The sequence below is a fragment of the Vogesella urethralis genome (assembly GCF_007644045.2).
GTDB classification, from domain to species: domain Bacteria; phylum Pseudomonadota; class Gammaproteobacteria; order Burkholderiales; family Chromobacteriaceae; genus Vogesella; species Vogesella urethralis.
Genome location: NZ_VMDW02000089.1, coordinates 26,760 through 52,671 on the forward strand (window position 1 = coordinate 26,760; position 25,912 = coordinate 52,671).

25 protein-coding genes and 1 tRNA gene are annotated in these 25,912 nt (G+C 60.0%); 7 read left to right on the forward strand and 19 right to left on the reverse strand.

Translation table 11 applies throughout. From position 1 onward, the window contains the following. Positions 1-17 precede the first annotated feature (17 nt). Both FLQ03_RS10155 and FLQ03_RS10160 read left to right on the forward strand, forming a co-directional pair. Entirely contained in the window at positions 18-899 is an 882-nt protein-coding gene (locus tag FLQ03_RS10155) for a lysophospholipid acyltransferase family protein (RefSeq protein WP_144373422.1), read from the forward strand. A 10-nt stretch (positions 900-909) separates the two neighbouring features. Beyond that, positions 910-1,776 (forward strand): lipid A biosynthesis lauroyl acyltransferase, encoded by an 867-nt coding sequence (locus tag FLQ03_RS10160; RefSeq protein WP_144373423.1) that lies wholly within the window; start codon positions 910-912, stop codon positions 1,774-1,776. Between the two features lie 296 nt (positions 1,777-2,072). Here the strand turns inward: FLQ03_RS10160 and FLQ03_RS10165 are convergent, their stop codons facing one another. From FLQ03_RS10165 to tpiA, 18 genes are all read right to left on the reverse strand, one after another. Then, positions 2,073-2,369 (reverse strand): DUF2818 family protein, encoded by a 297-nt coding sequence (locus tag FLQ03_RS10165; RefSeq protein WP_144373424.1) that lies wholly within the window; start codon positions 2,367-2,369, stop codon positions 2,073-2,075. A gap of 15 nt (positions 2,370-2,384) precedes the next feature. Next, on the reverse strand, positions 2,385-3,839 hold the full coding sequence (nuoN, locus tag FLQ03_RS10170; RefSeq protein ID WP_144373425.1) for an NADH-quinone oxidoreductase subunit NuoN: 1,455 nt from the start codon (positions 3,837-3,839) through the stop codon (positions 2,385-2,387). Positions 3,840-3,858: 19 nt separating this feature from the next. Continuing rightward, entirely contained in the window at positions 3,859-5,355 is a 1,497-nt protein-coding gene (locus FLQ03_RS10175; protein WP_144373426.1) for an NADH-quinone oxidoreductase subunit M, read from the reverse strand. Between the two features lie 41 nt (positions 5,356-5,396). Further along, the gene (gene nuoL / locus FLQ03_RS10180; RefSeq protein WP_144373427.1) at positions 5,397-7,436 is read right to left on the reverse strand and encodes an NADH-quinone oxidoreductase subunit L; all 2,040 of its coding nucleotides are present in this window, start codon (positions 7,434-7,436) and stop codon (positions 5,397-5,399) included. 36 nt (positions 7,437-7,472) lie between these two features. Then, positions 7,473-7,778, reverse strand: a complete 306-nt coding sequence (gene nuoK / locus FLQ03_RS10185; protein WP_144373428.1) for an NADH-quinone oxidoreductase subunit NuoK — start codon at positions 7,776-7,778, stop codon at positions 7,473-7,475. Between the two features lie 22 nt (positions 7,779-7,800). Then, positions 7,801-8,448 (reverse strand): NADH-quinone oxidoreductase subunit J, encoded by a 648-nt coding sequence (locus FLQ03_RS10190; protein ID WP_144373429.1) that lies wholly within the window; start codon positions 8,446-8,448, stop codon positions 7,801-7,803. 9 nt (positions 8,449-8,457) lie between these two features. After that, the gene (nuoI, locus tag FLQ03_RS10195; RefSeq protein ID WP_197693963.1) at positions 8,458-8,937 is read right to left on the reverse strand and encodes an NADH-quinone oxidoreductase subunit NuoI; all 480 of its coding nucleotides are present in this window, start codon (positions 8,935-8,937) and stop codon (positions 8,458-8,460) included. Between the two features lie 22 nt (positions 8,938-8,959). After that, positions 8,960-10,006, reverse strand: coding sequence for an NADH-quinone oxidoreductase subunit NuoH (gene nuoH / locus FLQ03_RS10200; RefSeq protein ID WP_144373430.1), 1,047 nt, complete (start codon positions 10,004-10,006; stop codon positions 8,960-8,962). A gap of 3 nt (positions 10,007-10,009) precedes the next feature. Then, on the reverse strand, positions 10,010-12,367 hold the full coding sequence (nuoG, locus tag FLQ03_RS10205; RefSeq protein ID WP_144373431.1) for an NADH-quinone oxidoreductase subunit NuoG: 2,358 nt from the start codon (positions 12,365-12,367) through the stop codon (positions 10,010-10,012). A 3-nt stretch (positions 12,368-12,370) separates the two neighbouring features. Then, positions 12,371-13,666: an NADH-quinone oxidoreductase subunit NuoF gene (gene nuoF / locus FLQ03_RS10210; RefSeq protein WP_144373432.1), complete on the reverse strand. Its 1,296-nt coding sequence runs from the start codon at positions 13,664-13,666 to the stop codon at positions 12,371-12,373. Further along, a complete protein-coding gene (gene nuoE / locus FLQ03_RS10215) occupies positions 13,666-14,166 on the reverse strand; it encodes an NADH-quinone oxidoreductase subunit NuoE (protein ID WP_144373433.1) in 501 nt (166 codons plus the stop codon). Before nuoE ends, nuoF begins: the two co-directional genes overlap by 1 nt. After that, the gene (locus FLQ03_RS10220; RefSeq protein ID WP_144373434.1) at positions 14,166-15,419 is read right to left on the reverse strand and encodes an NADH-quinone oxidoreductase subunit D; all 1,254 of its coding nucleotides are present in this window, start codon (positions 15,417-15,419) and stop codon (positions 14,166-14,168) included. Before FLQ03_RS10220 ends, nuoE begins: the two co-directional genes overlap by 1 nt. Further along, positions 15,412-16,005 (reverse strand): NADH-quinone oxidoreductase subunit C, encoded by a 594-nt coding sequence (locus FLQ03_RS10225; RefSeq protein WP_144373435.1) that lies wholly within the window; start codon positions 16,003-16,005, stop codon positions 15,412-15,414. The genes FLQ03_RS10220 and FLQ03_RS10225 overlap by 8 nt, the downstream gene beginning before the upstream one ends. A 10-nt stretch (positions 16,006-16,015) precedes the next feature. Beyond that, on the reverse strand, positions 16,016-16,492 hold the full coding sequence (locus tag FLQ03_RS10230) for a NuoB/complex I 20 kDa subunit family protein (protein WP_017509630.1): 477 nt from the start codon (positions 16,490-16,492) through the stop codon (positions 16,016-16,018). Continuing rightward, on the reverse strand, positions 16,483-16,839 hold the full coding sequence (locus tag FLQ03_RS10235) for an NADH-quinone oxidoreductase subunit A (protein ID WP_144373436.1): 357 nt from the start codon (positions 16,837-16,839) through the stop codon (positions 16,483-16,485). Before FLQ03_RS10235 ends, FLQ03_RS10230 begins: the two co-directional genes overlap by 10 nt. A gap of 91 nt (positions 16,840-16,930) precedes the next feature. Next, positions 16,931-17,016, reverse strand: a tRNA-Leu gene (locus FLQ03_RS10240). Between the two features lie 13 nt (positions 17,017-17,029). Further along, complete coding sequence (gene secG / locus FLQ03_RS10245; RefSeq protein WP_144373437.1) at positions 17,030-17,371, reverse strand: preprotein translocase subunit SecG; 342 nt, start codon at positions 17,369-17,371, stop codon at positions 17,030-17,032. Between the two features lies 1 nt (position 17,372). Beyond that, a complete protein-coding gene (gene tpiA, locus FLQ03_RS10250) occupies positions 17,373-18,119 on the reverse strand; it encodes a triose-phosphate isomerase (protein ID WP_144373438.1) in 747 nt (248 codons plus the stop codon). 150 nt (positions 18,120-18,269) lie between these two features. Between tpiA and pstS the strand changes: the two genes are divergently transcribed. The 5 genes from pstS to FLQ03_RS10275 all read left to right on the forward strand — a co-directional run bounded on the left by pstS (position 18,270) and on the right by FLQ03_RS10275 (position 23,711). Next, complete coding sequence (gene pstS / locus FLQ03_RS10255) at positions 18,270-19,307, forward strand: phosphate ABC transporter substrate-binding protein PstS (RefSeq protein WP_144373439.1); 1,038 nt, start codon at positions 18,270-18,272, stop codon at positions 19,305-19,307. Positions 19,308-19,382: 75 nt separating this feature from the next. After that, positions 19,383-20,345 (forward strand): phosphate ABC transporter permease subunit PstC, encoded by a 963-nt coding sequence (gene pstC, locus FLQ03_RS10260; RefSeq protein WP_144373440.1) that lies wholly within the window; start codon positions 19,383-19,385, stop codon positions 20,343-20,345. Between the two features lie 56 nt (positions 20,346-20,401). Beyond that, positions 20,402-21,265 (forward strand): phosphate ABC transporter permease PstA, encoded by an 864-nt coding sequence (gene pstA / locus FLQ03_RS10265; protein ID WP_144373465.1) that lies wholly within the window; start codon positions 20,402-20,404, stop codon positions 21,263-21,265. Between the two features lie 12 nt (positions 21,266-21,277). After that, a complete protein-coding gene (gene pstB / locus FLQ03_RS10270; RefSeq protein ID WP_144373441.1) occupies positions 21,278-22,042 on the forward strand; it encodes a phosphate ABC transporter ATP-binding protein PstB in 765 nt (254 codons plus the stop codon). Between the two features lie 220 nt (positions 22,043-22,262). Further along, positions 22,263-23,711, forward strand: a complete 1,449-nt coding sequence (locus FLQ03_RS10275) for an inorganic phosphate transporter (RefSeq protein WP_144373442.1) — start codon at positions 22,263-22,265, stop codon at positions 23,709-23,711. Between the two features lie 101 nt (positions 23,712-23,812). Here the strand turns inward: FLQ03_RS10275 and recG are convergent, their stop codons facing one another. Then, positions 23,813-25,861 carry an ATP-dependent DNA helicase RecG gene (gene recG, locus FLQ03_RS10280; RefSeq protein WP_144373443.1) on the reverse strand — a complete coding sequence of 683 codons (2,049 nt, stop codon included), beginning with the start codon at positions 25,859-25,861 and terminating at the stop codon, positions 23,813-23,815. Positions 25,862-25,912 lie beyond the last annotated feature (51 nt).

Consider the following 25,912-nt stretch of genomic DNA (forward strand, 5'->3'; position numbering starts at 1 on the left):
GATAGCGTACAAGCCCAATGACTAGACTCGCACGTTTGATCCTGCAGGCAATCGCCGCGTTGCCGCTGCCGCTACTGCATGCCCTGGGCAGCCTGCTCGGGCGCGTGCTCTATTATGCGTCGCCTCGCGTCCGCGCGCGTCTGCGCGACAACATCGACACGAGTAAAATCGCAGGAAGTTATCAGCTTTCGCAAGCGCTCGTCAAACAGTCTGCCGCAGAAAGCGGCAAGGGCATGCTGGAGCTGGCGATTGCCTGGTGCCGCGAACCGGACTACATGGTGTCGCTGGTAAAGCATTGTTATGGCTGGGAACACGTCGAAGCCGCGCTGGCGGAAGGCAAGGGCCTGATCTTTGTCACCCCGCACCTGGGCAGTTACGATATCGCCGGCCGCTACCTCAGCGCGCGGTTGCCGTTTCCGTTGACGGCGATGTACAAGCCACCCAAGCTGGCCTGGCTGGGCCCGATCATGAACGAGGGCCGGGTGCGCGGTAACGGCAAAACCGCACCGGCCACGCCCGCTGGCGTGCGCATCCTGATGAAGGCGCTGAAGTCCGGCGAAGCCACCATCATCCTGCCCGACCAGGTACCCGGTGGCGGCGAAGGGGTGTGGGCGCCGTTCTTTGGCCGCCCGGCGTTCACCATGAGCCTGCTGCCGCGCCTGGCGCAGATGCAAGGCGTCACCGTGCTATGGTTTGCCGGCGAGCGCCTGCCCGATGGCCAGGGCTTTGCCGTCCACATCCAGCCCCAAACGCAACCGTTTAGCGGCGACAAGGCACAGGATGGCGCCATCCTTAACCAGCAGGTAGAGCAGCTGATTCGCCGCTGGCCGGCGCAGTACCTGTGGAGTTACAACCGTTACAAGCGCCCTGCCGGCGCGCCTGCCCCCGATTCCGAGTGAAAGCTGTCTGATGAAACTTGCCCTGGCCCTGTTGTGGCTGATTCATTTCCTGCCCGTCCGCCTGATCCACGCGCTGGCCTGGCTGCTAGGCCAGCTGGCCTATGTGCTGGCCAAATCGCGCCGCAAAGTCGGCCTGATCAACCTGCGCTTGTGCTTCCCCGACATGAGCCCGGCCAAGCGCCGCCAGCTGATCCGTGCCCATTTCGTTGAAATGATGAAGCTGGTACTGGAATACGGTGTGGTGTGGTGGTCGTCGCCAGAGCGGCTGCGCAGCCTGGTGGACATCCGCGGCCTGGAAAACCTCACCCGCCTGCGCGACGCCGGCGAGGATGTGATCCTGTTCTACCCGCATTTTGTGGCGTTCGAGATGTGCGCCTACCGGTTGAACCTGGAGGTACCGCTGGTCAGCGTGTACTCGCACCAGAAAAACAAGACGCTGGACGAGCAGTTCTACAAGGGCCGTAACCGCTTCGACAACGCCTACATCGTGTCGCGTCAGGAAAGCCTGCGCAGCATCATCAAGGCCATGCGCAAGGACCACACGCCCTTCCTGTACCTGCCGGACCAGGACTTTGGCGCCCGCGACTCGGTGTTCGTGAAATTCTTCGCCACCGATGCTGCCACCATTACCGGCCTGTCGCGCATTGCCGGCCTGGCCCGCGCCAAGGTCGTACCGGCCATCGCCCGCCGTGTGGGCAGCCGCTTTGTGCTGGACCTGTACCCGGCCTGGGACAACTACCCCAGCGAGGATGTGGTGGCCGACACCCGCCGCATGAATGCCTTTCTGGAAGAGCGGGTGCTGGAAATGCCCGAGCAGTACTACTGGCTACACAAACGCTTCAAGAGCCGGCCACAAGGCGAAGCGCGCTTTTACTAAGCGACCTCCGCCACCCCATGCAAAACCGCTGCCCTGGCAGCGGTTTATTTATGGCGTGACGGATGCGGCCAACACGCACGGACCAAACTGCCGCGTACTGCATGCCGCTGCGCCATTGCCATATCACGCTGTTATCTCCTGGCGCGATGGCGACCATCACATCGTATCGATTACTGCGCTGAAACCTGCATGCCACATCGCATTGCGGGGCACGCTGCGGCCAACATAGGGCGTCATCAGGCAGCCAACAAACAAAAAGCCCGGCAGATGCCGGGCTTTGCTTGGGGCGGTCAGGCTTACAGACCGCGCACCTTCCAGAAGTAACGGGCCACGAAACCCGGGAAGGCAAACACCAGAAACAACGAAAAGGTGGTGACGTAGAACTGCCAGTTCTGCGCGTGTACCGGGCTGTAACGCCCTTCCAGCACACGCGACAGCAAGCCCAGCAGCAGGTACAGCGTTACCAGTTCCAGCAAGTGCCAGCCGAAATGCTTGCTGGCCAGTTTCTTGATACCGGCCAAACGCGTGGTGACGAATGGCAGGTTGGCCGCAATAAAGGCCAGTACGAGCAGAGTGATAACGCTGGTTTCCACGAAACGGTTCCTTGGTTACAGGCTGTGAAGCGACAGTTGCAGCGCTTCGACACACAGGGCGACCAGACGTTCCGGCATCACACCCAGTACCAGCAAGGCCACGCCGTTTACCGACAGCACCAGCTTCATGTCTGCCGGCATGGTGATAGCGCTGTTGTCCTGCACATCATCGAAGTACATCAGCTTCACGGCGCGCAGGTAGTAGAAGGCACCGATCAGCGACATGATCACCGCCACCACAGCCAGCCATACCAGATTGATGTTGACGATCGCCTGGATCACCGCGAACTTGGCGTAGAAGCCAGCCAGCGGCGGAATACCAGCCATCGAGAACAGCGCCAGCAGCATCAGCAGTGCGTACCAGCTGTTGCGGCCGTTCAGGCCTTTCAGGTCGTCCAGGGTTTCGCATTCAAAACCGGCGCGCGACAGGCCCAGCAGGATACCGAAGCCCACCAGGGTGGTCAGCACGTAGATCACGGCGTAGAACAGCGACGACGCGTAACCTTCCGGGGTGCCGGCCAGGATACCCAGCAGCAGGAAGCCCATGTGCGAGATGGTGGAGTACGCCAGCATCCGCTTGATGTTGGTTTGCGCGATGGCGGTGATGTTACCGATGGCCATCGACAGCACGGCCAGAATGATCAGCATGCCCTGCCAATCAGCTACCAATGCGCCCATGCCCTGCACCAGGATGCGGATCACGAACACGAAGGCAGCCAGTTTCGGCGCAGCGCCGATCATCAGCGTCAGCGCAGTCGGCGAGCCTTGGTACACGTCCGGTACCCACATGTGGAACGGTACGGCACCCAGCTTGAACGCCAGACCAGCAACCAGGAACACCAGGCCGAATACCAGCAGCGTGCCGTTGGCGCTACCGCCAGTGATGGCTTTGGCCACGGTCGGCAGATCCAGCGAGCCGGTCGCACCGTACACCATGGACATGCCGTACAGCAGCAGACCGGAGGCCAGCGCGCTCAGTACGAAGTACTTCATTGCAGCTTCAGTGGCTTTGACCGAATCACGCTGCAGCGCGATCAGCGATACCAGCGACAGCGACAGCAGCTCCAGGCCCATGTACAGGCTGATAAAGTTGCCAGCCGACACCATCAGGTTCATGCCCAGCAGGGCAAACAATGCCAGCGTGTAGTACTCGCCCTTGAACAGGCCGCGGTCTTTCACATACTGACGGGTGTAGACCAGTACGGTGGCGGTGACGCCATACATGGCCACCTTGACGATGTCCGACATCGGGTCATCGACAAACAGGCCGCTGAGGGTAATGGTGCTAAAGGTTTCGAAGGTGGAAACCTGCAGGAACGCGGCCACGGCCAGCGTTACCAACGACAGCGCGTAGGTAACGCCGCGTTTGGCGTCCGACAGGAACAGGTCCAGCATCAGGATGACGAGCAAGGCTCCGAGCAGAAAAATCTCGGGCAATGCCGGCATCAGGTTGAGATCAGCCCAATTCATTAGCGTTGTCCTTGTAAGCTTAGAGCTTGCTTTGCGCAACGTGCGCGATCAGGTCGTTCACGGAAAGGTGCATCTTCTCCACGAACACGTTCGGCCACAGGCCCATACCCAGTACTGCGATAGCCAGAATGGCCAGCACCAGGAACTCGCGCTTGTTCACGTCCTGCATCTCGGCCACATGGTCGTTACCCACATCACCGAAGATCACGCGCTTGTACATCCACAGGGTGTACGCGGCGCCGAAGATCAGCGTGGTGGCGGCCAGGGCGGCTACCCAGAAGTTCACTTGTACCGCACCCATGATCACCATGAACTCACCGACGAAGCCGGAGGTTGCCGGCAGACCGGAGTTGGCCATCGCGAACAGCATCATGAAGGCAGCAAAGATCGGCATCTTGTTGGCCACACCGCCATAGTCGGCGATGTTGCGGCTGTGTACGCGGTCGTACATCACGCCAATGCAGAAGAACATGCCGGCAGACACGAAACCGTGCGACACCATCTGTACCAGTGCACCTTCCAGCGCCCAGGTGTTCAGTTGGCTACCGGTGAACAGGAACATGCCCAGCGTCACGAAGCCCATGTGGGAAATGGAGGAGTACGCCACCAGTTTCTTCATGTCGGTCTGTACCAGCGCCACCAGGCCGATGTACACCACGGCCACCAGCGACAGGCCTACCATCATCGGCGCCAGTTGCAGGGCTGCATCCGGCACGATCGGCAGGGCAAAACGCAGGAAGCCGTAAGCACCGATCTTCAGGGTGATGGCAGCCAGCACCATGGAACCACCGGTCGGCGCTTCCACGTGGGCATCCGGCAGCCAGGTATGCACCGGCCACATCGGCACTTTTACCGCAAACGACAGGAAGAAGGCCACGAACAGCAGGATCTGCACGTCACTCGGGATCTTGGCCAATGCCTGGAACGCCTGGATGTCGAAGGTCTTGCCAGCCTGGAAGTACAGGTAGATGAAGGCCACCAGCATCAGCAGCGAACCCAGCAGCGTGTACAGGAAGAACTTTACCGACGCGTACACGCGACGCGGACCGCCCCACACACCGATGATCAGGTACATCGGGATCAGCATGCCCTCGAAGAACACGTAGAACAGGATCGCATCCAGTGCGGCAAAGGCACCGTTGATCAGGCCCGACATGATCAGGAAGGCCGCCATGTACTGCGCAGCACGCTTCTGGATCACTTCCCAGCCCGCCAGCACCACCATCAGCGTGGTGAAGCTGTTGAGCACGATGAACAGCATGGAAATGCCGTCCACACCAAGGTGGTAACGAATGCCCAGCGATTCGATCCACGGCAGGTTTTCAACAAACTGCATGCCGCCATGCAGGTTGTTGAACTGGGTAAACAACGGCAGCGACACCAGGAACCCCGCCAGGGCGCCAGCCAGTGCCAGCCAGCGCGCCAGCGTGGCACGCTGGTCGCCGCCGGTGGCCAGCACCAGCAGGCCCGCCACGATCGGAGTCCAGATCACCAGACTCAAAGGATTAGAAAACATATAGATAACCTATTTGTTGAATCGATTCCGGTAACCAACCCTTAGCGCAGGATCAGCGGCTTGAACCAGTAAGTCATCAGCACCAGCACGCCAACAATCATGATGGCGGCGTAGCTGTAGATGAAACCGGTCTGCAGCTTGCGAACCACGCTGGAGAAGTAGCCCACCAGACGCGCCGAGCCGTTTACCAGCAGGCCGTCGATCAGCAGCATGTCGCCCACTTTCCAGAAGAAAGTACCCAGGGCACGCGAGCCCTTGGCGAAGATGCCGAAATAGATTTCGTCCAGGTAGTATTTGTTTTCCAGCAGCGTGTGCACGGCAGAGAACTTCTGTTTGATTGCGGCCGGGATATGCGGCGCCTTCATGTAGAAGAACCAGGCCACGGCAACGCCGGCAGCGGCCAACCAGAACGGCAGCGTCACGAAGGCATGCGTGCCCATGGCGACGGCATCATGTGCATGATGCATCGCGGCTTCCAGCCCCGGGTGTTTCTCCAGGTTGGTGTAGATCACGCCCTTGAAGAATTCGCCCCCTACCAGCGGGTGCAGCGCAAAGAAACCGATCAGTACCGACGGAATGGCCAGCAGCGTCAGCGGCAGGGTCACTACCCACGGCGATTCGTACGGTTTGTCGTTCGGGCCCAGGCCATGGTGATGGTCGTCACCGTGGTCATCGTCGTGATGGTGATGATCATCATGCTTCGCTTCCATCCAGCGTTCCTTGCCATGGAAGACCAGGAAGTACATGCGGAAGGAGTAGAAAGCGGTGACGAACACACCGGCAATCACGGCAAAGTAGGCAAAACCGGAAGCGGCCAGGTTGCTGTGCTCTACCGCCAGGATGATGGAATCCTTGGAGTAGAAGCCGGAGAAGAACGGGGTACCGATCAGCGCCAGCGAGCCGAGCAGCGAAGTCAGCCAGGTCACCGGCATGTACTTGTGCAGACCACCCATATTGCGCATGTCCTGATCGTGGTGCATGCCCATGATCACGGAACCGGCTGCCAGGAACAGCAGTGCCTTGAAGAAGGCGTGGGTCATCACGTGGAACATGGCCACGGAGTAGGCAGACGCGCCCAGTGCCACAGTCATGTAACCCAGCTGCGACAGGGTGGAGTAAGCCACCACACGCTTGATGTCGTTCTGCACGATGCCCAGGAAACCCATGAACAGCGCGGTAATCGAACCAGCCACCATCACGACGTTCAGCGCGGTGTCGGACAGTTCGAACAGCGGGCTCATGCGCGACACCATGAAGATACCGGCCGTCACCATGGTGGCGGCGTGGATCAGCGCGGAAATCGGGGTCGGGCCTTCCATCGAGTCCGGCAGCCACACGTGCAGCGGGAACTGTGCCGATTTACCCATCGCGCCGATGAACAGCAGGATGCAGGTAACGGTCATCAGCGACCACTCTACGCCCGGGATGATCTGCACGGTCTTGCTGGCCAGCGCCGGCGCTGCAGCGAACACGTCGCTGTAGTTCAGCGAGCCGCCGAAGTAAGCCAGCACCATACCGATACCCAGCAGGAAGCCGAAGTCACCCACACGGTTCACCAAAAACGCCTTCAGGTTGGCGAAGATGGCGGTCGGACGCTTGAACCAGAAGCCGATCAGCAGGTAGGACACCAGACCAACCGCTTCCCAGCCGAAGAACAGCTGGATGAAGTTGTTGGACATCACCAGCATCAGCATCGAGAAGGTGAACAGCGAGATGTAGCTGAAGAAACGCTGGTAACCCGGATCTTCGTGCATGTAGCCGATGGTATAGATGTGCACCATCAGCGACACGCTGGTTACCACCACCAGCATCATCGCGGTCAGGGAGTCCACCAGGAAACCGACGGAGAATTCAAAACCACCTACCGTCAGCCAGGTGTAGACAGGGCCGTTGAATACCTGGGCGCTTCCATCAAGGAAGCCCTTCAGTACGCCGATCGACAGAACCGCCGATACCGCTACGCCGAGAATCGTCACGACGTGAGCAGCACGGCGACCAATCGCCCATCCAAACAGGCCTGCAATGATCGATCCCACCAGCGGTGAGAGCGCGATCAGCAGGTATAAGCTCTTCATATCCATGTTTGTCGTGCTTTTTAGAATTGAAATCCGGTTTCTTTAGCCTTTGAGGCTGCCCAAGTCTTCTACGTTGATGGTGTCCAGGTTACGGAACAGAACCACCAGGATCGCCAGACCGATGGCGGACTCAGCGGCCGCCACGGTCAGGATGAAGAAGACGAAAATCTGCCCTGCCGAATCCGACAGGTAGTGCGAGAAAGCGATGAAGTTGTAGTTCACCGCGAGCAGCATCAGCTCGATGGCCATCAGCAGCACGATGAGGTTTTTCCGGTTCAGGAAAATACCCAGCACGCTGATGGCGAACAGGATGCCGGCCAGCACCAGGAAGTGTGTGAGTGTAAGCACGTGTCCTCCCAATCTACGGCCGTCAGGCCTGTTGCTCGTTAGAATCGGATACGGCGTCGTCCTGGCGCTTCACAGCGTCCATTTTCACGACACGTACGCGGTCTTTGCTCTGCACGCGTACTTGTACCCCCGGATCGACATACTTGCTGTCCTTGCGCTGACGGATGGTGATGCCGATGGCAGCCACCATGGCCACCAGCAGGATCACGGCCGCGGCTTCAAAAGCCAGCAGGTAGGTGGTGTACAGCTGACGACCCAGCACCTTCACGTTGCTGATCTCGCCGGCGGCAGCGGCCGCAGCGGCCGGCTTCACGTCGGCCAGGTGGGCTTCCGGGCTGGACAGAATCAGCACCATCTCGGCCACCATGATCAGGGCCACGAAGGCTGCCTGCGGGAAGTGGCGCCAGAAGCCTTCACGCAGCTTCTCGACGTTGATGTCCAGCATCATCACTACAAACAGGAACAGCACCATGACCGCGCCGACGTACACCAGTACCAGTGCAATCGCGAGGAATTCCGCTTGCAGCAGCAGCCAGTGGCCGGACGCCGTGAAGAATGCCAGCACCAGGTACAGCGCAGCGTGTACCGGGTTTTTTGCCGTCACCACGCGGAAACCCGCGAAGATCAGGATCGCCGACAGAATATAGAAAACGACAGCCTGAAAGCTCATGAATCCCCCTTAGCGATACTTGGCATCGGCAGCCTTGTTGGCCGCGATTTCGGCTTCGTACTTGTCACCTACCGCCAGCAGCATCGGTTTGGTGTAGTACAGATCGCCACGTTTCTCGCCGTGATATTCGAAGATATGCGTCTCGACGATGGCATCCACCGGGCAGGCTTCCTCGCAGAAGCCGCAGAAGATGCACTTGGTCAAGTCGATATCGTAGCGGCTGGTACGGCGGGTGCCGTCGTCGCGCTGTTCGGACTCGATGGTGATGGCCATGGCCGGGCACACCGCTTCGCACAGCTTACAGGCGATGCAGCGCTCCTCGCCGTTAGCGTAACGGCGCTGGGCGTGCAGGCCGCGGAAGCGCGGCGAAATCGGTGTCTTCTCTTCCGGGAACTGGACGGTGATCTTGCGGGCAAAGAAGTGACGACCGGTCACCATCAAGCCCTGCACCAGTTCCACCAGCAGGAAGGTTTTGAAAAAATTGCGGATCATTTCCATGCTTTATGCTCCATCACTTCCACAGCGACAGCGGACTCAGCATCCACACGCCCAGAACCAGAATCGAAACCAGCGTCACCGGAATGAACACCTTCCAGCCCAGACGCATGATCTGGTCATAGCGGTAGCGCGGGAACGTTGCACGGAACCACAGGAAGCAGAACAGCACCAGCGACATCTTCACCAGCAGCCACAGCATGCTGGCAGTACCCAGCGCGCCCCAGCTGGCCGGGAACGGCGACAGCCAGCCACCCAGGAACATGATGGAGGTCAGTGCCGCCACCAGGATCATGTTGGCGTATTCGGCCAGGAAGAAGATGGCAAAGGCCATGCCGGAGTATTCCACGTGGAAACCGGCCACGATCTCGGATTCACCTTCGGCCACGTCGAACGGCGCACGGTTGGTCTCGGCGACGCCGGAGATCAGGTACACCAGGAACAACGGGAACAGCGGCAGCCAGTTCCAGGAGAAGATGGAACCACCGGCAATGCCCTGCCCTTGCTGATTGACGATGTCGATCAGGTTCAGGCTGCTGGTAACCATCATCACGCCGACCAGGGCAAAGCCCATGGCCAGTTCGTAGGACACGATCTGTGCCGACGAACGCAGCGCGCCCAGGAAGGAGTACTTGGAGTTACCCGCCCAGCCGGCAACGATCACGCCGTACACGCCCATCGAGGTGATGGCCATGATGTACAGCAGCGACGCGTTGATGTTGGCCAGCACCATGGTGTCGTTGAACGGAATCACCGCCCAGGCTGCCAGCGCCGGCATGATGGCCAGCACCGGAGCAACCAGGAACAGACCCTTGCTCGACTGGGTCGGCAGGATGATTTCCTTCATCAACAGCTTGACGCCGTCAGCCAGTGGCTGCAGCAGCCCTTTCGGGCCGACGCGGTTGGGGCCGATACGGATCTGCATGTAGCCGATCACCTTACGCTCGGCGAGCGTCAGGTAGGCTACACCAATCATCAGCGGAGCAACGATGGCAACGATCTTCAGCAGTGTCCACACTGCCAGACCGGCATCGTTACCCAGCAAACTTTGCAGAAGTTCCATGGATTAACCTCGCTTGATCTGAATCGGGTCGAACATGCCGCCCAGCTGCTGAGTTGCCGGATGGGCCGCAGCAACGCGTACCACACCTTCAGCCAGCGCCTTGTCGGCACGTACTTGCAGGGTTACCGAGGCTTCACCTTGCGATACCACGGCGTTGTCGCCGTCGTTCAGGCCCAGACGGGCGGCATCGGCCGGGTTCAGGCTCACGACCGGGGTCGCGGCGGCGGCGGTTTGCTGCAGGGAGTCGGCACGGCGGCAGATGGCATCGGCGTGGTACAGCGGTACCTCGCCAGCGCGAACCAGGCCGGCAGCAGCGGCAGCCACGTTGGCCGCAACGCCCTGTACCGCATTGCCCAGTTTGGCCGCGATATCACCTTTAGCCAGCAGTTCGGCGCGCACTTCTTCAGCGGCGTTGAACTCGAAGCCTTCCAGACCCAGCATATTGCCCAGCACACGCAGTACTTTCCACGCCGGACGGGCTTCGCCTTGCGGGCGCACCACGCCGTTGAAGCTCTGCAGCTTGCCTTCCATGTTCACGAAGGAACCGGCGGTTTCGGCAAACGGGGCGATCGGCAGCAGCACGTCGGCGTAATCCAGCAGACCGGCACCCTTGTAGGCGGTCAGCGCAATCACGGTAGCCGCCTGTTTCATGGCGGCAACGGCTTGCTGGCCGTTGTAGGTGTCGGCTTCCACTTCGGTGTTCAGCAGGAAGTAAGCCTTGCGCGGTGCGGCCAGCATGGCAGCAGCGGACAGACCGGCAGTCACGGCAGCGCCCATCGGGCCACGGGCCGGGTTGGCACCGGCGATGTCGGCACCCACGCTGTTGGCGGCTTCGGCGGTAATGCCGAAACGGGCGCCAGTCACGCGGGACAGCTCTTGCGCCAGCGCCAGCAGCTCGGCAAAGGCCGGGTGGTGCTGCGCAACGTTACCCAGGATGATGGCGGCGTTGTCGGTAGCGCACAGGCTGTCGGCGATGGCTTGCGCCTCGGCCGAAACGTTGGCCGCAGCCAGATCCAGTGCGGTATCCGCGCCTTTAACGGCAACAGCCGCTTTCAGCACTTGGGCCAGACCATTCACCAGCGCAGCCGGGGACACGATCAGCTTGGCGTTCAGCGCGGTAAACAGCTCGTCGTCGGCGATGTGCAGTACGTTGAGCTGGGTACCTTTCTTCACCGCCTGGCGGATACGCGAGGCCAGCAGCGGCTGTTCCTGACGCTGCGAGGAGCCCACCATCAGGATGGACTTGGCCGCGGCCAGCTCCACGATGGAAGAACCCAGCCACAGCGCACCTTGCTGAGCGGCAGCCACACGGCTGTCACTACGGCGCAGGGCGGCGTCAATGTTGTTCACGCCGAAGCTGCGGGCCAGTTTCTGGGCCAGGTACAGTTCTTCGGTGGTGCTGTGTGCACTGGTCAGGAAGCCGATGGCGTCCTTGCCGTGATCGGCAGATACACCGTTCAGGCCTTTCACCACGTATTCCAGCGCGGTCTGCCAGTCGGTTTCGTGCCACTTGCCGTCGAACTTGATCATCGGCTTGTGCAGGCGCTCGGCGCTGTTCAGGCCTTCGTACGAGAAACGGTCGCGGTCAGCCAGCCAGCATTCGTTGATGGCTTCGTTTTCCAGCGGCAGCACGCGCATTACCTGGTTTTGCTTCACCTGAACGATCAGGTTGGCACCCAGGCCGTCGTGCGGGCTAACCGACTTGCGACGCGACAGCTCCCAGGCACGGGTGCTGTAGCGGAACGGTTTGGAAGTGAGCGCACCCACCGGGCACAGATCGATGACGTTACCGGAGATTTCCGAGTTAACGGTCTTGCCCAGGTAAGGCATGATTTCCGAGAACTCGCTGCGGTTGGCCATACCGATTTCCTGGAAGCCACCGATTTCGTCGGTGAAGCGTACGCAGCGGGTACAGTGAATGCAGCGGCTCATTTCCTCGGCGGAAACCAGCGGGCCCATGTCTTTACCCACCACAACGCGCTTTTCTTCTTGGTAGCGCGAACCGGAGTTACCGTAGCCCACGGCCAGGTCTTGCAGCTGGCATTCGCCGCCCTGGTCGCAGATCGGGCAATCCAGCGGGTGGTTGATCAGCAGGAATTCCATCACGCCCTGCTGAGCCTTTTTGGCCAGCGGGGACGCAGTGTGCACTTTCATGCCATCTGTTACCGGCGTGGCGCAGGCAGGCAGCGGCTTCGGTGCTTTTTCCACTTCTACCAGGCACATGCGGCAGTTGGCCGCAATGGACAGCTTCTTGTGGTAGCAGAAGTGGGGGATGTAGGTACCGGCAGTATGGGCGGCATCGATGATGGTGCTGCCCTGGTTGACTGTCAGTTTTTTACCGTCGATTTCGATTTCAAGCATCGCTCAACACCATTTGTGATCCACCAGCGACTTCTTGTGTTCGATCAGGTACTCGAACTCATGACGGAAGTGCTTGGTGAAGCTACGAACCGGGAACACAGCGGCATCGGCCAGGGCGCAGATGGTGCGGCCTGCCATGTTGTTGCCAACCGAATCCAGCAACTCCAGATCGCCAGGACGGCCTTCGCCGTTGGCGATGCGATGGATGACCTTGTACAGCCAGCCGGTGCCTTCGCGGCACGGCGTACACTGGCCGCAAGACTCTTCATGGTAGAAGTACGCCAGACGTTCCAGCGCTTTTACCATGCAGACGTCTTCGTTCATCACGATCACGGCACCCGAACCCAGCATGGAGCCGGCTTTGGAGATGCTGTCGTAATCCATGGTCAGGCCCATCATCACGTCGCCCGGCAGCACCGGCGCCGACGAACCACCCGGAATCACGGCTTTCAGTTTCTTGCCGTCTTTCATGCCGCCCGCCATTTCCAGCAGGGTGGCAAACGGGGTGCCCAGCGGAATCTCGTAGTTGCCCGGACGATTAACGTGGCCGGAGATCGAGAACAGCTTGGTACCACCGTTGTTCGGCTTGCCGGCCTCCAGGAATTTCTGGCCGCCGTCGCGAATGATGAACGGCACCGACGCGAACGATTCGGTGTTGTTGATGGTGGTCGGCTTGCCGTACAGGCCGAAGCTGGCCGGGAACGGCGGCTTGAAGCGCGGTTGGCCTTTTTTGCCTTCCAGCGATTCCAGCAGCGCGGTTTCCTCGCCACAGATGTAGGCGCCGTAGCCGTGGTGGGCGAACAGATCGAAGCTGAAGTCGGTACCCAGGATGTTCTGACCCAGGAAGCCGGCCTTGCGTGCTTCGTCCAGCGCCTCTTCGAACAGCTCGTAGGCTTCGAAGATTTCACCGTGAATGTAGTTGTAACCGGCTTTGCAACCCATGGCGTAGCCGGCGATGATCATGCCTTCGATCAGCGCGTGCGGGTTGTACAGCAGGATGTCGCGGTCCTTGAAAGTGCCCGGTTCGCCCTCATCTGTATTGCAGACGACGTACTTGTCACCCGGGAACGAACGCGGCATGAAGCTCCACTTCAGACCGGTAGGGAAGCCGGCACCGCCACGACCACGCAGGCCGGAGTTTTTCACTTCGGCGATCACGTCTTCCTGCGGCATCTTGGCGTCCAGGATCTTCTTCAGGGCCTGGTAGCCACCGCGTGCCATATAGGCGTCGATGCGCCAGCAATCCTGGGCGGCGGTGTCCACGCCCTCAAAAATCACACCATTGACGAAGACTGCCATTATTCCAACTCCGCCAGTTTCTTATCGATTGCTTCGGGGGTCATGAAGCTGCACATCTTGTGATTGTTCAGCAGCAGGACCGGCGCGTCGCCGCAAGCACCCATGCACTCGCCTTCCAGCAGGGTGTACTTGCCATCAGCCGAGGTTTCGCCCAGGGCGATACCCAGCTTCTGCGAAATGTACTGGGCAGCATTGACGCCACCTTGCAGTGCACACGGCAGGTTGGTACAGACGGTGATCTTGTACTTGCCGACCGGTTTCATGTCGTACATGTTGTAGAACGTGGCCACTTCGTAGGCCGCTACCGGCGGAATGCCGATGTAGTTGGCCACGAACTCGATGACCTCGGCGTTCAGGCAACGCTCTTCGGGTGTGTTGCCGGTCTCGCGGCGTTCGGTCAGCGCAATGCGCAGGGCCGACATGGCTGCGGAACGGAATTGATCGGCTGGGTACTTGGCCAGCTCGCGATCAATCTTGGCTAGCGATTCTGCGGATAACATCAGCGGTCAATCTCCCCAAACACGATATCCTGCGTACCAATGATGGCCACCACGTCGGCAATCATGTGGCCACGCGACATTTCATCCAGGCTGGCCAGATGCGCGTAACCCGGCGCACGGATCTTCAGGCGGTACGGCTTGTTGGCGCCGTCGGATACCAGATAGATGCCGAATTCGCCTTTCGGGTGTTCTACCGCAGCGTAGGCTTCGCCTTCCGGCACGTGCATGCCTTCGGTGAACAGCTTGAAGTGATGGATCAGTTCTTCCATGTTCGACTTCATGCTTTCGCGGCTAGGCGGGGCTACCTTGTGGTTGTCAGTAATAACCGGACCCGGGTTGGCCTTCAGCCACTGCACACACTGGGCAATGATGCGGTTGGACTGACGCATTTCTTCCACGCGTACCAGGTAGCGGTCGTAGCAGTCACCTGTCACACCTACCGGCACGTCGAAGTCCATGCGGTCGTATACGTCGTACGGCTGGGTCTTGCGCAAGTCCCAGGCAATGCCGGAGCCACGCAGCATCGGGCCGGTCATGCCGAGGTTCTTGGCACGCTCCGGGCTAACGATACCGATGTTTACGGTACGCTGTTTCCAGATACGGTTATCTGTCAGCAGGGTTTCGTAATCATCGACACAGGCCGGGAAGCGCTTAGTGAAGTCTTCGATGAAATCGAGCATGGTGCCGGCACGGGTTTCGTTCAGGCGCGCGATTTCTTTGGCGTTGCGGATCTTGGACGCCTTGTACTGCGGCATGCTGTCCGGCAGGTCGCGGTAAACACCACCCGGGCGGAAGTAGGCTGCGTGCAGACGGGCGCCGGACACGGCTTCGTAGCAGTCCATCAGATCCTCACGCTCGCGGAAAGCGTACAGGAACATGGTCATGGCTCCGATGTCGATCGAGTGCGCACCGATCCACAGCAAGTGGTTCAGGATACGAGTGATCTCGGCGAACATCACACGGATGTACTGGGCACGCTCGGGCACTTCGATGCCCATCAGCTTTTCGATGGCCAGACAGTAGGCGTGCTCGTTACACATCATGGACACGTAGTCCAGACGGTCCATGTACGGCAGGGACTGGATGAAGGTCTTGCTTTCGGCCAGCTTTTCGGTACCGCGGTGCAGCAGGCCGATGTGCGGGTCGGCACGTTGCACGACTTCACCGTCCAGCTCCAGCACCAAACGCAGCACACCGTGCGCTGCCGGGTGCTGCGGGCCAAAGTTCAGCGTGTAGTTACGGATATCAGCCACCGTAGTTCTCCTCGCGGACGATGCGCGGCGTGATTTCGCGCGGCTCGATGGTTACAGGCTGGTAGATCACACGTTGTTGTGCGGCGTCGTAACGCATTTCCACGTGACCGGATACGGGGAAATCCTTGCGGAACGGGTGGCCGACAAAACCGTAGTCGGTCAGGATGCGGCGCAGGTCCGGGTGGCCTTCAAAGATGATGCCGAACAGGTCGAACGCTTCGCGCTCGAACCAGTTGGCCGCAGACCAGATGGCGTTCACGCTGGGCACAACCGGGAAAGCGTCGTCTTCGGCAAAAATGCGCACGCGGATGCGGGCATTGTGCTGCAGCGACAGCAGGTGGTAGACAACGGCAAAGCGCGGGCCGTCTTGCGGCTCGTCTTTATAGGTGCTGTAGTCCATGCCGCAGATGTCGATGCACTGTTCGAAACGCAGGGTTTCGTGATCGCGCAGGGCGGTCATGACGGCCACGGTATCGGCAGACTTGCAGACGATGGTCAGCTCGCCCAGGGCGATCTTGGTGCTGACCAGCTTGTCACCGAGCACCTGTTCAACCGCCGACTTGAGCTCTTCCACTTTCAAAGACATGGGGGATACCTCAGCGGGCGATGGTGTTGGTACGCTTGATCTTGTTCTGCAGCTGGATGATGCCGTACAGCAGCGCTTCTGCGGTCGGCGGACAGCCCGGAACATAGACATCTACCGGCACGATGCGGTCGCAACCGCGCACGACAGAGTAGGAATAGTGGTAGTAGCCACCACCGTTGGCACAGGAACCCATGGAGATTACCCAGCGCGGTTCGGCCATCTGGTCGTAAACCTTGCGCAGGGCGGGCGCCATCTTGTTACAGAGGGTACCTGCCACGATCATCAGATCGGACTGACGCGGACTGGGACGGAACACGATACCGAAACGGTCCAGGTCATAACGGGCCGCACCGGCGTGCATCATCTCTACGGCACAACAGGCCAGACCGAACGTCATCGGCCACAGCGAGCCGGTACGCGTCCAGTTGATCAGCTTGTCAGCAGTGGTGGTGACAAAGCCCTTTTCGAGAATGCCTTCTACTCCCATTCCAGCGCTCCTTTTTTCCACATGTAAATAAAGCCAAGTGTCAGGACGGTGAGGAATTCAAGCATGACGCCGAAGCCATACACGCCCAACTCCTTGAACACCACGGCCCAGGGAACCAGGAATGCGACTTCCAGATCGAAAAGGATGAAAAGAATGGCAATCAGGTAGTACCTGACATCAAACTTCATTCGTGCGTCTTCGAAGGCTTCAAAACCGCACTCGTAGGGAGACAGTTTTTCCGGATCAGGACGGTTAGGTGCCAGCAACCAGCCCAGCACCAGCGGCGCTACCCCGACCAGAAGGCCGACGACGACAAACAACAGAATGGGAAAGTAATTTTGCAGCATTTCCCGCACACCCCTAAAAGAAAGGAGGATCAACCTCCTTGACTCCAAACAAAACAGGCCACCGGAATCCCGGCGGCCTGTTTTTTGAATGTGGTGCCGACAGTGAGACTCGAACTCACACAGCCTACGGCCACTACCCCCTCAAGATAGCGTGTCTACCAATTTCACCATGTCGGCACAATTTTAACTTTTATTCCGGAATCACTCCGGAGGCATTACCCTTAGCGGCACCGCCCGGGATTTGCGGTACAGCTTTTTCGACTGCCGACTCCATCACGCCCAGCTTGCTGTCGTTTGCAACGTGCAAGTAGCTAATCAGCATCAGCATCGAAAAGAACACAACAGCCGACAATGCGGTAGCCCTGCTCAGGAAATTTGCGGAACCGCTTGCACCAAACAGACTTCCCGAGGAACCGCCACCAAAGGCAGCACCCATATCAGCCCCCTTGCCATGCTGCATCAGGACAAGGACGATAATTGCCAGCGCGGAAACAATCAGCGCGACAAGTGCAAACGTATTCAAGAGTTCCATACTATATCAACTTTTTAGCAGCCTGGCAAATCTTGCCAAATCCGTTAACCTCGAGGGACGCACCACCAACCAAGGCGCCACCGACACTTGCCAGCGACAGGATTGCGTCGGCATTGTCTGCCTTGACGCTTCCGCCGTAGAGGACGCGAATACTATCAGACGCACCATAGCATTGCAACACGAGCGCCCGGATCTGCTGGTGCACTGCATCAATCTGCTCGATGGTGGCCACCTTGCCGGTACCGATGGCCCATACCGGTTCGTAAGCTACCACGTATTCCTGACCCTTGATCGCAGCCAAAGCCTCCAGTTGCTGGCTGATGACGGCCAGCTCCTGCCCCGCTTCACGCTCGGCTAGCGTTTCGCCCACGCACAACACCGGAACCATGCCAGCGGCGGCCACAGCCTGCAGCTTGGCCGACAAGGCGTCGTTCTGCTCGCCGAAGTACTGGCGACGCTCGGAATGCCCGATCAGAACGTAACGGCAGCCGACGTCCGCCAGCATCTGGGCGCTATTTTCACCAGTAAATGCACCGTCGGTGGCAAAGCGACTGACATCCTGTGCCGCGACCGCCATGGCACTGCCTTGCAGCACGCTGGCCAGCTGAGCCAGGTATACCGCAGGGGCGGCCAGGCCCACGCCATCACGGTTGATGTCGGCGTTTTCCAGCATCTGCCCCAGCAACGCCAGGTTGGCCGCATGGCGCCCGTTCATCTTCCAGTTACCGATTACCAGCTTGCTGCTCATCACGCTTTCCTTGCCGACACATTGAATATTCGGCCGATTATACCAGTGTCAGCCCCCCTGTCCGTAATGTGACGAACTGTAATATTTCTGAAACTACCGACCATTACGATGCACTCCATCGCAACACGCCGTTAACCTTTGGAGCATGCAATGAAGCACACTACTCGCCTGGTCGCCACTCTGGCTTTTTCCGGTTTTGTCGCAGGCCACGCGTTTGCGGCTGATATTACTGGCGCGGGCGCTACTTTCCCGTACCCGCTGTACGCCAAATGGGCCGAGGCTTACAAAGCCAAGACCAACAACAACATGAACTACCAGTCCATCGGTTCCGGTGGTGGTATCAAACAGATTCAATCGAAGACTGTCGATTTCGGCGCCTCCGACATGCCGCTGAAACCGGAAGAGCTGGAAAAGTCCGGACTGACCCAGTTCCCGACCGTGATCGGTGGTGTGGTTCCGGTGGTTAACGTTCCGGGCATTGCCGCTGGCCAGCTGAAACTTACCGGCCCGCTGCTGGCAGACATCTATCTGGGCAAGGTAGCCAACTGGAACGACGCTGCCATCGCCAAACTGAACCCGGGCGTAAAACTGCCGGACCAGAAAATTACTGTGGTACGTCGCTCTGACGGCTCCGGCACTACCTTCATCTTCACCAACTACCTGTCCAAAGTTTCGCCGGAATGGAACAGCACCATCGGTGCCAACTCTGCGGTGAAGTGGACCGTTGGTGTGGGCGGTAAAGGCAACGAAGGCGTGGCCAACTACGTTACCCGCATCAAGGGTGCCATTGGCTACGTGGAATACGCCTACGCCAAGCAAAACAAGATTGCCCACACCCAGATGCAGAACGCCGCCGGTTCTTTCGTGAACCCGGATGACAGCACCTTCAAGGCCGCTGCGGCCAACGCTGACTGGGCCAAGGCCCCTGGCTTCTACCTGATCCTGACCAACCAGCCGGGTAAAGACACCTGGCCGCTGTCCGGCGCCACCTTCATCCTGATGCACAAGAAGCAGGACAAGCCGGCGCAAGGTCTGGAAGCCCTGAAGTTCTTTGACTGGGCTTACACCAATGGCGACGCCGTTGCCTCGCAGCTGGATTACGTTCCGATGCCGGCCAACGTAAAAACTACCATCCGCAACAGCTGGAAGCAGATCACCGACGCTGCCGGCGCCCCGGTGTGGAAATAAGCTGACGTAGTTACCGCAACGCAGGCCGGGGCACCGCCCCCGGCTTTTTGTCTGCAAGCGCTCTAGAGAATGTCCATGGAAAACAACCAGTACGCCGCCCACCTCAAACGGCAGATGATGCTCGATTCGGCATTCCGGCTGGCGACCCGCTTCTTTGCCTTCCTGGTGCTGGCGATGCTGATCGGCATCCTGATTTCGCTGCTGATCGGCGCCATGCCCAGCATCAAGCACTTTGGCTGGGGCTTCCTCACCAGCACCGACTGGGACCCGGTAGCCGAGCAGTTCGGCGCCGTAGTACCCATTTTCGGCACGCTGGTCACTTCCTTCATTGCCCTGCTGATCGCGGTACCGATCAGCTTTGGCATTGCCATCTTCCTGACCGAGCTCTGCCCGCCGCTGCTAAAACGCCCACTGGGCATCGCAGTCGAACTGCTGGCAGGCATTCCGTCCATCATCTACGGTATGTGGGGCTTGTTCGTGTTTGCCCCGCTGTTCGGCGAATACGTGCAACCGTGGATCCTGGAAAACCTGGGCGAGCTGCCGCTGATCGGTTTCCTGTTCCAGGGCGCCCCGATGGGCATCGGCATTTTCACCGCCGGCCTGATCCTGGCGATCATGATCATCCCGTTCATTGCCTCGGTAATGCGCGACGTATTCGAAGTGGTACCGCCGATGCTGAAAGAATCGGCCTACGGCCTGGGTGGCACTACCTGGGAAGTCGTGCGTCACGTGGTACTGCCGTACACCAAAACCGGCGTGGTAGGCGGCATCATGCTCGGCCTGGGTCGTGCACTGGGCGAAACGATGGCCGTCACCTTCGTGATTGGTAACTCCACCGTGTTTACGACCGGCCTGTTTGAAGCTGGCAACTCCATCGCCTCCACGCTGGCCAACGAGTTTGCCGAAGCCAACGGCGAGCTGTACCTGTCCTCGCTGATCCAGCTCGGCCTGATCCTCTTCTTTATTACCTTTGTCGTGCTGTCCTGCTCCAAGCTGCTGCTGCTGCGCTTGAAGAAGCAGGAAGGCCGCGCGTCCTGATCCGGAGCCCGCACATGAACAGTCACGTCATCGGCTCCGAGAAAGTGAACAAGGCTATGTCGAACGCTACGCAACGCAATAACGCCATCTACGCCCGTCGCCGCTTCGTTAACGGCTTCAACATGCTGGCAGCTACCCTGGCCATGGGCTTTGGCCTGTTCTGGCTGTTCTGGATTCTGTGGACCCTGATCCAGCATGGCCTGTCCGGCCTGTCGGCTGACGTGTTCACCCAGGTTACCCCGCCGCCGGGCTCGGCAGGCGGCCTCGCTAACGCCATTGCCGGCTCGCTGCAGATGACCTTCTTCGGCATCGTGTTCGGCACCCCGATCGGCATTCTGGCCGGCGTTTACCTGGCCGAGTACGGCGAGCGTGGCTGGCTGGCGCCGGCAACCCGCTTCATCAACGACATTCTGCTGTCGGCCCCGTCCATCGTGATCGGTCTGTTCATTTACGAGGTGTACGTGATCAGCGTGGGGCATTTCTCTGGCTGGGCAGGCTCGTTCGCGCTGGCCCTGCTGGTGATTCCGGTTGTGGTACGCACCACCGAGAACATGCTGCGCCTGGTACCCAACAGCCTGCGCGAAGCCGCCATCGCCCTGGGCGCCCCGCAGTGGAAAGTGATCATGCTGGTGACGCTGCGCGCAGCCAAGGCTGGCGTGGTAACCGGCATCCTGCTGGCCGTAGCGCGCATTTCCGGCGAGACCGCCCCGCTGCTGTTCACCGCCCTGAACAACCAGTTCTGGAGCAATATGAACCAGCCGATGGCCAACCTGCCGATCGTCATCTTCCAGTTCGCGATGAGCCCGTACGAAGACTGGCACGCCCTGGCTTGGGCCGGCGCCCTGCTGATTACCTTCAGCGTACTGACCCTGAACATCGTTGCCCGCTGGCTTGCCAGCAAGAACAACCAATCTCACTAAGGCTTGAGACCCATGAACACCAACGCCATCAAGCTCCAGGTCAAGAACCTGAACTTCTTCTACGGCAAATTCCACGCCCTGAAGAACATCAATCTCGATATTCCGGCCGGCCAGGTCACCGCCTTCATCGGCCCGTCCGGTTGCGGCAAATCCACGCTGCTGCGCACCTTCAACCGCATGTTCGAACTGTACCCGGGCATGCGTGCCGAAGGCGAGATCCTGCTGGACAACCAGAACCTGCTATCCAAGAGCGTGGACGTGAACATGCTGCGCGCCAAGGTGGGCATGGTGTTCCAGAAGCCAACCCCGTTCCCGATGTCGATCTACGACAACATCACCTTTGGCGTGAAGCTGTACGAGAACCTGTCCAAGACCGAAATGGACGACCGCGTAGAGTGGGCGCTGCGCAAGGCTGCGCTGTGGAATGAAGTGAAAGACAAGCTGAAGCAGAGCGGCAACTCGCTGTCCGGCGGCCAGCAACAGCGTCTGTGCATTGCCCGTGCCGTGGCCACCCGCCCGGAAGTGCTGCTGCTGGATGAGCCGACTTCGGCATTGGACCCGATCTCCACCGGCCACATCGAAGAGCTGATTCACGAGCTGAAAGAGGATTACACCATCGCCATCGTGACCCACAACATGCAGCAGGCTGCCCGTGTGTCGGACTACACCGCCTACATGTACCTGGGCGAGCTGATGGAGTTCGGCGAAACCGACGGCATCTTCACGGCCCCCAAACGCAAAGAGACCGAAGACTACATCACCGGCAAGTTTGGTTGATTATTACAGCAATGTTACAACGCCCTTACGGTTTACGCCGCAGGGCGTTTTTTCTTTCCAGATCAGCCACTTGAACCGCTATCAAATACGCCTTTGTCAAGCCGGAAAGGCCAGTTTTGACGAGATTTCTACAGCCCCAAAAAAGATTATTACAAACTCTTGACGAGTCATCTTCAAAGCCCAAGAATCGCGCCTTTCCGATAACGCACTGCAAATAATCATGCTGGAACTCCTCTCGGGGCTCGACACTACCCTGGCCGTCACCCTGGTACTATCCGTGGGCTTCGTGCTGGCTTTTGAATTCATCAACGGTTTCCACGATACCGCCAACGCGGTGGCAACCGTCATCTACACCCAGTCCATGAAACCGCAAACCGCGGTGATGCTGTCCGGCATCTTCAACTTCATGGGCGTGTTCTTTGGTGGCTTGGCCGTGGCCTACGCCATCGTCAACCTGATCCCCACCGACCTGCTGCTCAACATCAATTCGGCACAAGGCATGGTGATGGTATTCGCACTGCTGAGCTCCGCCATCCTGTGGAACCTGGGTACCTGGTACTTCGGCATCCCGGCGTCCAGCTCGCACACCCTGATCGGCGCTATCCTGGGCGTGGGCGTGGGCAATGCGCTGATTACCGGCGACTCGCTGTCAAACGGCATCAACTGGGGCAAGGCCATCGACGTGTTCCTGTCGCTGTTCCTGTCGCCGCTGTTCGGCGCCGGTCTGGCTGGCCTGCTGCTGTTTGCACTGCTGAAGCTGCGCCCGCTGTCCAACATCCACAAATCGCCGTTCCAGCGCCAGCAGATCGAAGGCCGCAAGCACCCGCCGTTCTGGGCCCGCTTCATGCTGATCGTGTCGTCGATGGGCATGAGCTTCTCGCACGGTTCCAACGACGGCCAGAAGGGCGTGGGCCTGGTGATGCTGGTGCTGATCGCACTGGCACCGGCCCAGTTCGTGGTGAACCTGGACGCTGAGCCGATCCAGATCGAGCACACCAAAATCGCCGCCGTGCAGCTGAAAGAGCTGTACCAGCGCAACCAGGCCATCATCGATGCCAAATACCCGGCCAGCAACGCGCATAAGTGCGATGTGTCCAAAGTGATTGATGAAACCGGTGACCTGCTGTCCGCCATCGGTGATGCCAAATCCTTCCAGCAACTGCCGGAAGACAAGCGCTGGACCGTACGCACCCAGCTGATCTGCCTGAGCGACGCCGCCAAGAAAATCAGCAAGGTAGCCGGCATCAGCGACGTGGACCAAAAGCAGCTGAAAGGCATGCAGAAAGACCTGTCTGCCACCACCGAATACGCACCGACCTGGGTGATCGTCGCCGTGGCGCTGGCCATCGGCATGGGTACCATGGTGGGCTGGAAGCGCGTGGTGAATACCGTCGGCGAGAAGATCGGCAAGCAAGACATGACCTACGCCCAGGGCATGTCGGCGCAGATCATGTCGGCCGCCTCCATTGGCTTGGCCAGTGCCATCGGCGCACCGGTATCGACCACCCAGATCCTGTCCAGTGCCGTGGCTGGCACCATGGTGGTCAACCGCTCCGGCATCCAGATGAGCACTGTGCGCACCATCCTCACCACCTGGGTACTGACCCTGCCGGTGAGCATGGGCCTGGCGATTGCGCTGTACTACTTCGGCATGAAGCTGTTTGCCTGATCGCAGCACCTGCCATGCAAAAAGGCCGCCTTCGAGCGGCCTTTTTTGTTGCCTTGCGGCCAACCTTGCCTGTAAGCCGCAAGGTTGGCCGCAGGCGTAGCTCAAGCCTTCAGGAAGTGCGCCCTGCCCGCCAGCCAGCGGTTAAGGTGCGCCTGCGCGTACTGCGGCCAACGTTGCAGCAGCTGCGGCGCCAGCTCGCGGGCGGCTTCCAGCAACTCGATATCGGCTTCCAGATCGGCAAAACGCAGCATCGGCAGGCCGCTCTGGCGTGCGCCCAGAAACTCGCCGGGGCCACGGATGTTCAAGTCCTGGCGGGCAATCTCGAAACCGTCGGTGTGTTCGTAGATCACCTTCAGCCGCGCCTTGGCCAGCTCCGACAGCGGCGTCTCGAACAGCAGTACGCAGGTGGACTTGGCGGCACCGCGCCCTACGCGGCCGCGTAGCTGGTGCAGCTGGGCCAAGCCCATGCGCTCGGCGTGCTCGATCACCATCAGGCTGGCATTGGGTACGTCCACGCCCACTTCGATGACGGTGGTCGCCACCAGCAGCTGCAGTTCGTTGCGGATGAACTTGCCCATCACCTCGGCCTTCTCCGCCGGCTTCATGCGGCCGTGCACCAGGCCGACACCCCATTGCGGCAAGTCCTGTTGCAGTACCACATGGGTATCCACCGCGGTCTGCAGCTGCAGGGTTTCCGACTCTTCGATCAGCGGGCATACCCAGTACACCTGGTTGCCCTCACGGCAGGCTTTATCCACAAAGCGCACCACCTCGTCGCGACGCTCGGCGCTGATCAGCTTGGTGACGATGGGGGTACGGCCCGGTGGCAGCTCGTCGATCACCGATACGTCCAGGTCGGCGTAGAAGCTCATCGCCAGCGTGCGCGGAATCGGCGTGGCCGACATCATCAGCTGGTGCGGCTCGACGCCTTTTTTCTGTAGCGCCAGCCGCTGACCGACGCCGAAGCGGTGCTGCTCATCGACAATCACCAGCCCCAGCCGCTCGAACGCCACGTCATCCTGAAACAGCGCATGCGTGCCCACCGCCAGCCGCGCTTCACCGCTGGCGATCTTGGCCGCCATCTCGCCGCGCGCCTTCTTGCGCAGGCTGCCGGATAGCCAGGCCACCTCGATGCCCAGCGGCGCCAGCCAGGCGGCCAACTTCACGTAATGCTGCTCGGCCAGGATCTCGGTAGGCGCCATCAGTGCCACCTGGAAACCGGCTTCGATGGCGGCCAGCGCGGCCATGGCGGCGACGATGGTTTTGCCGCTGCCCACGTCCCCCTGCAACAGGCGGTTCATCGGGTGCGGCTGCGCCAGGTCGGCCACGATCTCGGCCAGTACCTTTTGCTGCGCGCCGGTCAGCGCAAACGGCAAGTTGGCCGCCAGCCGCGTGCGCAGGCTGCCATCCCCTTCGATAACGGGCGCACTGCCCTCGCGACGGGCGCGGTAGGCCAGCCGCATCGACAGCTGCTGCGCCAGCAGTTCGTCAAATTTCAGCCGCTGCCAGGCCGGCAAGTTGCCGTCGGTAAGCTGTGTAGCGGAATACTCCGGCCCAGGGCGGTGCAGCAGGTGCACGGCATCGGCCAGCGGCATCAGCCCCAGGCGGCGGCGTACCTCGTCGGGCAGGGTTTCCGGGATCGGCTGCGCCTTCAGCTCGGCATGGATCAGCCGGCGCAGTACCGGCTGCGACAGGCCATTAACCGTGGGGTAGACCGGGGTCAGGCTATCGGCCAGCGGGTCGCCCTCGTGCACTTCGCGCAGCTTGGGGTGCACCATCTCGTCGCCAAAAAAGCCACGCCGCACTTCGCCCAGCGCGCGCACGCGACGGCCTTTGGCCAAAGCCTGCTGCGTATTGGGGTAAAAATGGATGAAGCGCAGCACCAGCTTGCCGCTTTTGTCTTCGATCTGCGCCACCAGTTGGCGGCGCGGCCGGAACTGCACCTCGCAGTTGGTGACTTCGCCTTCCACCAGCACCGCCTGGCCGTACGGCGCCTGCTGGATGGGGTAAAGATGGGTTTCGTCCTCGTAACGCAAAGGCAGGTGCAGCACAAGGTCGAAGCGGCGGGTCAGGCCCAGCTTCTCCAGTTTTTTGGCGGTGGCAGCCGCAGCCACGATGGGCTGGCTGGCGATGTCGACGGTATCGTTCATGCCGCGATTGTACCGAATGCAAAACGGGATGGCACAAGCCATCCCGCTTCG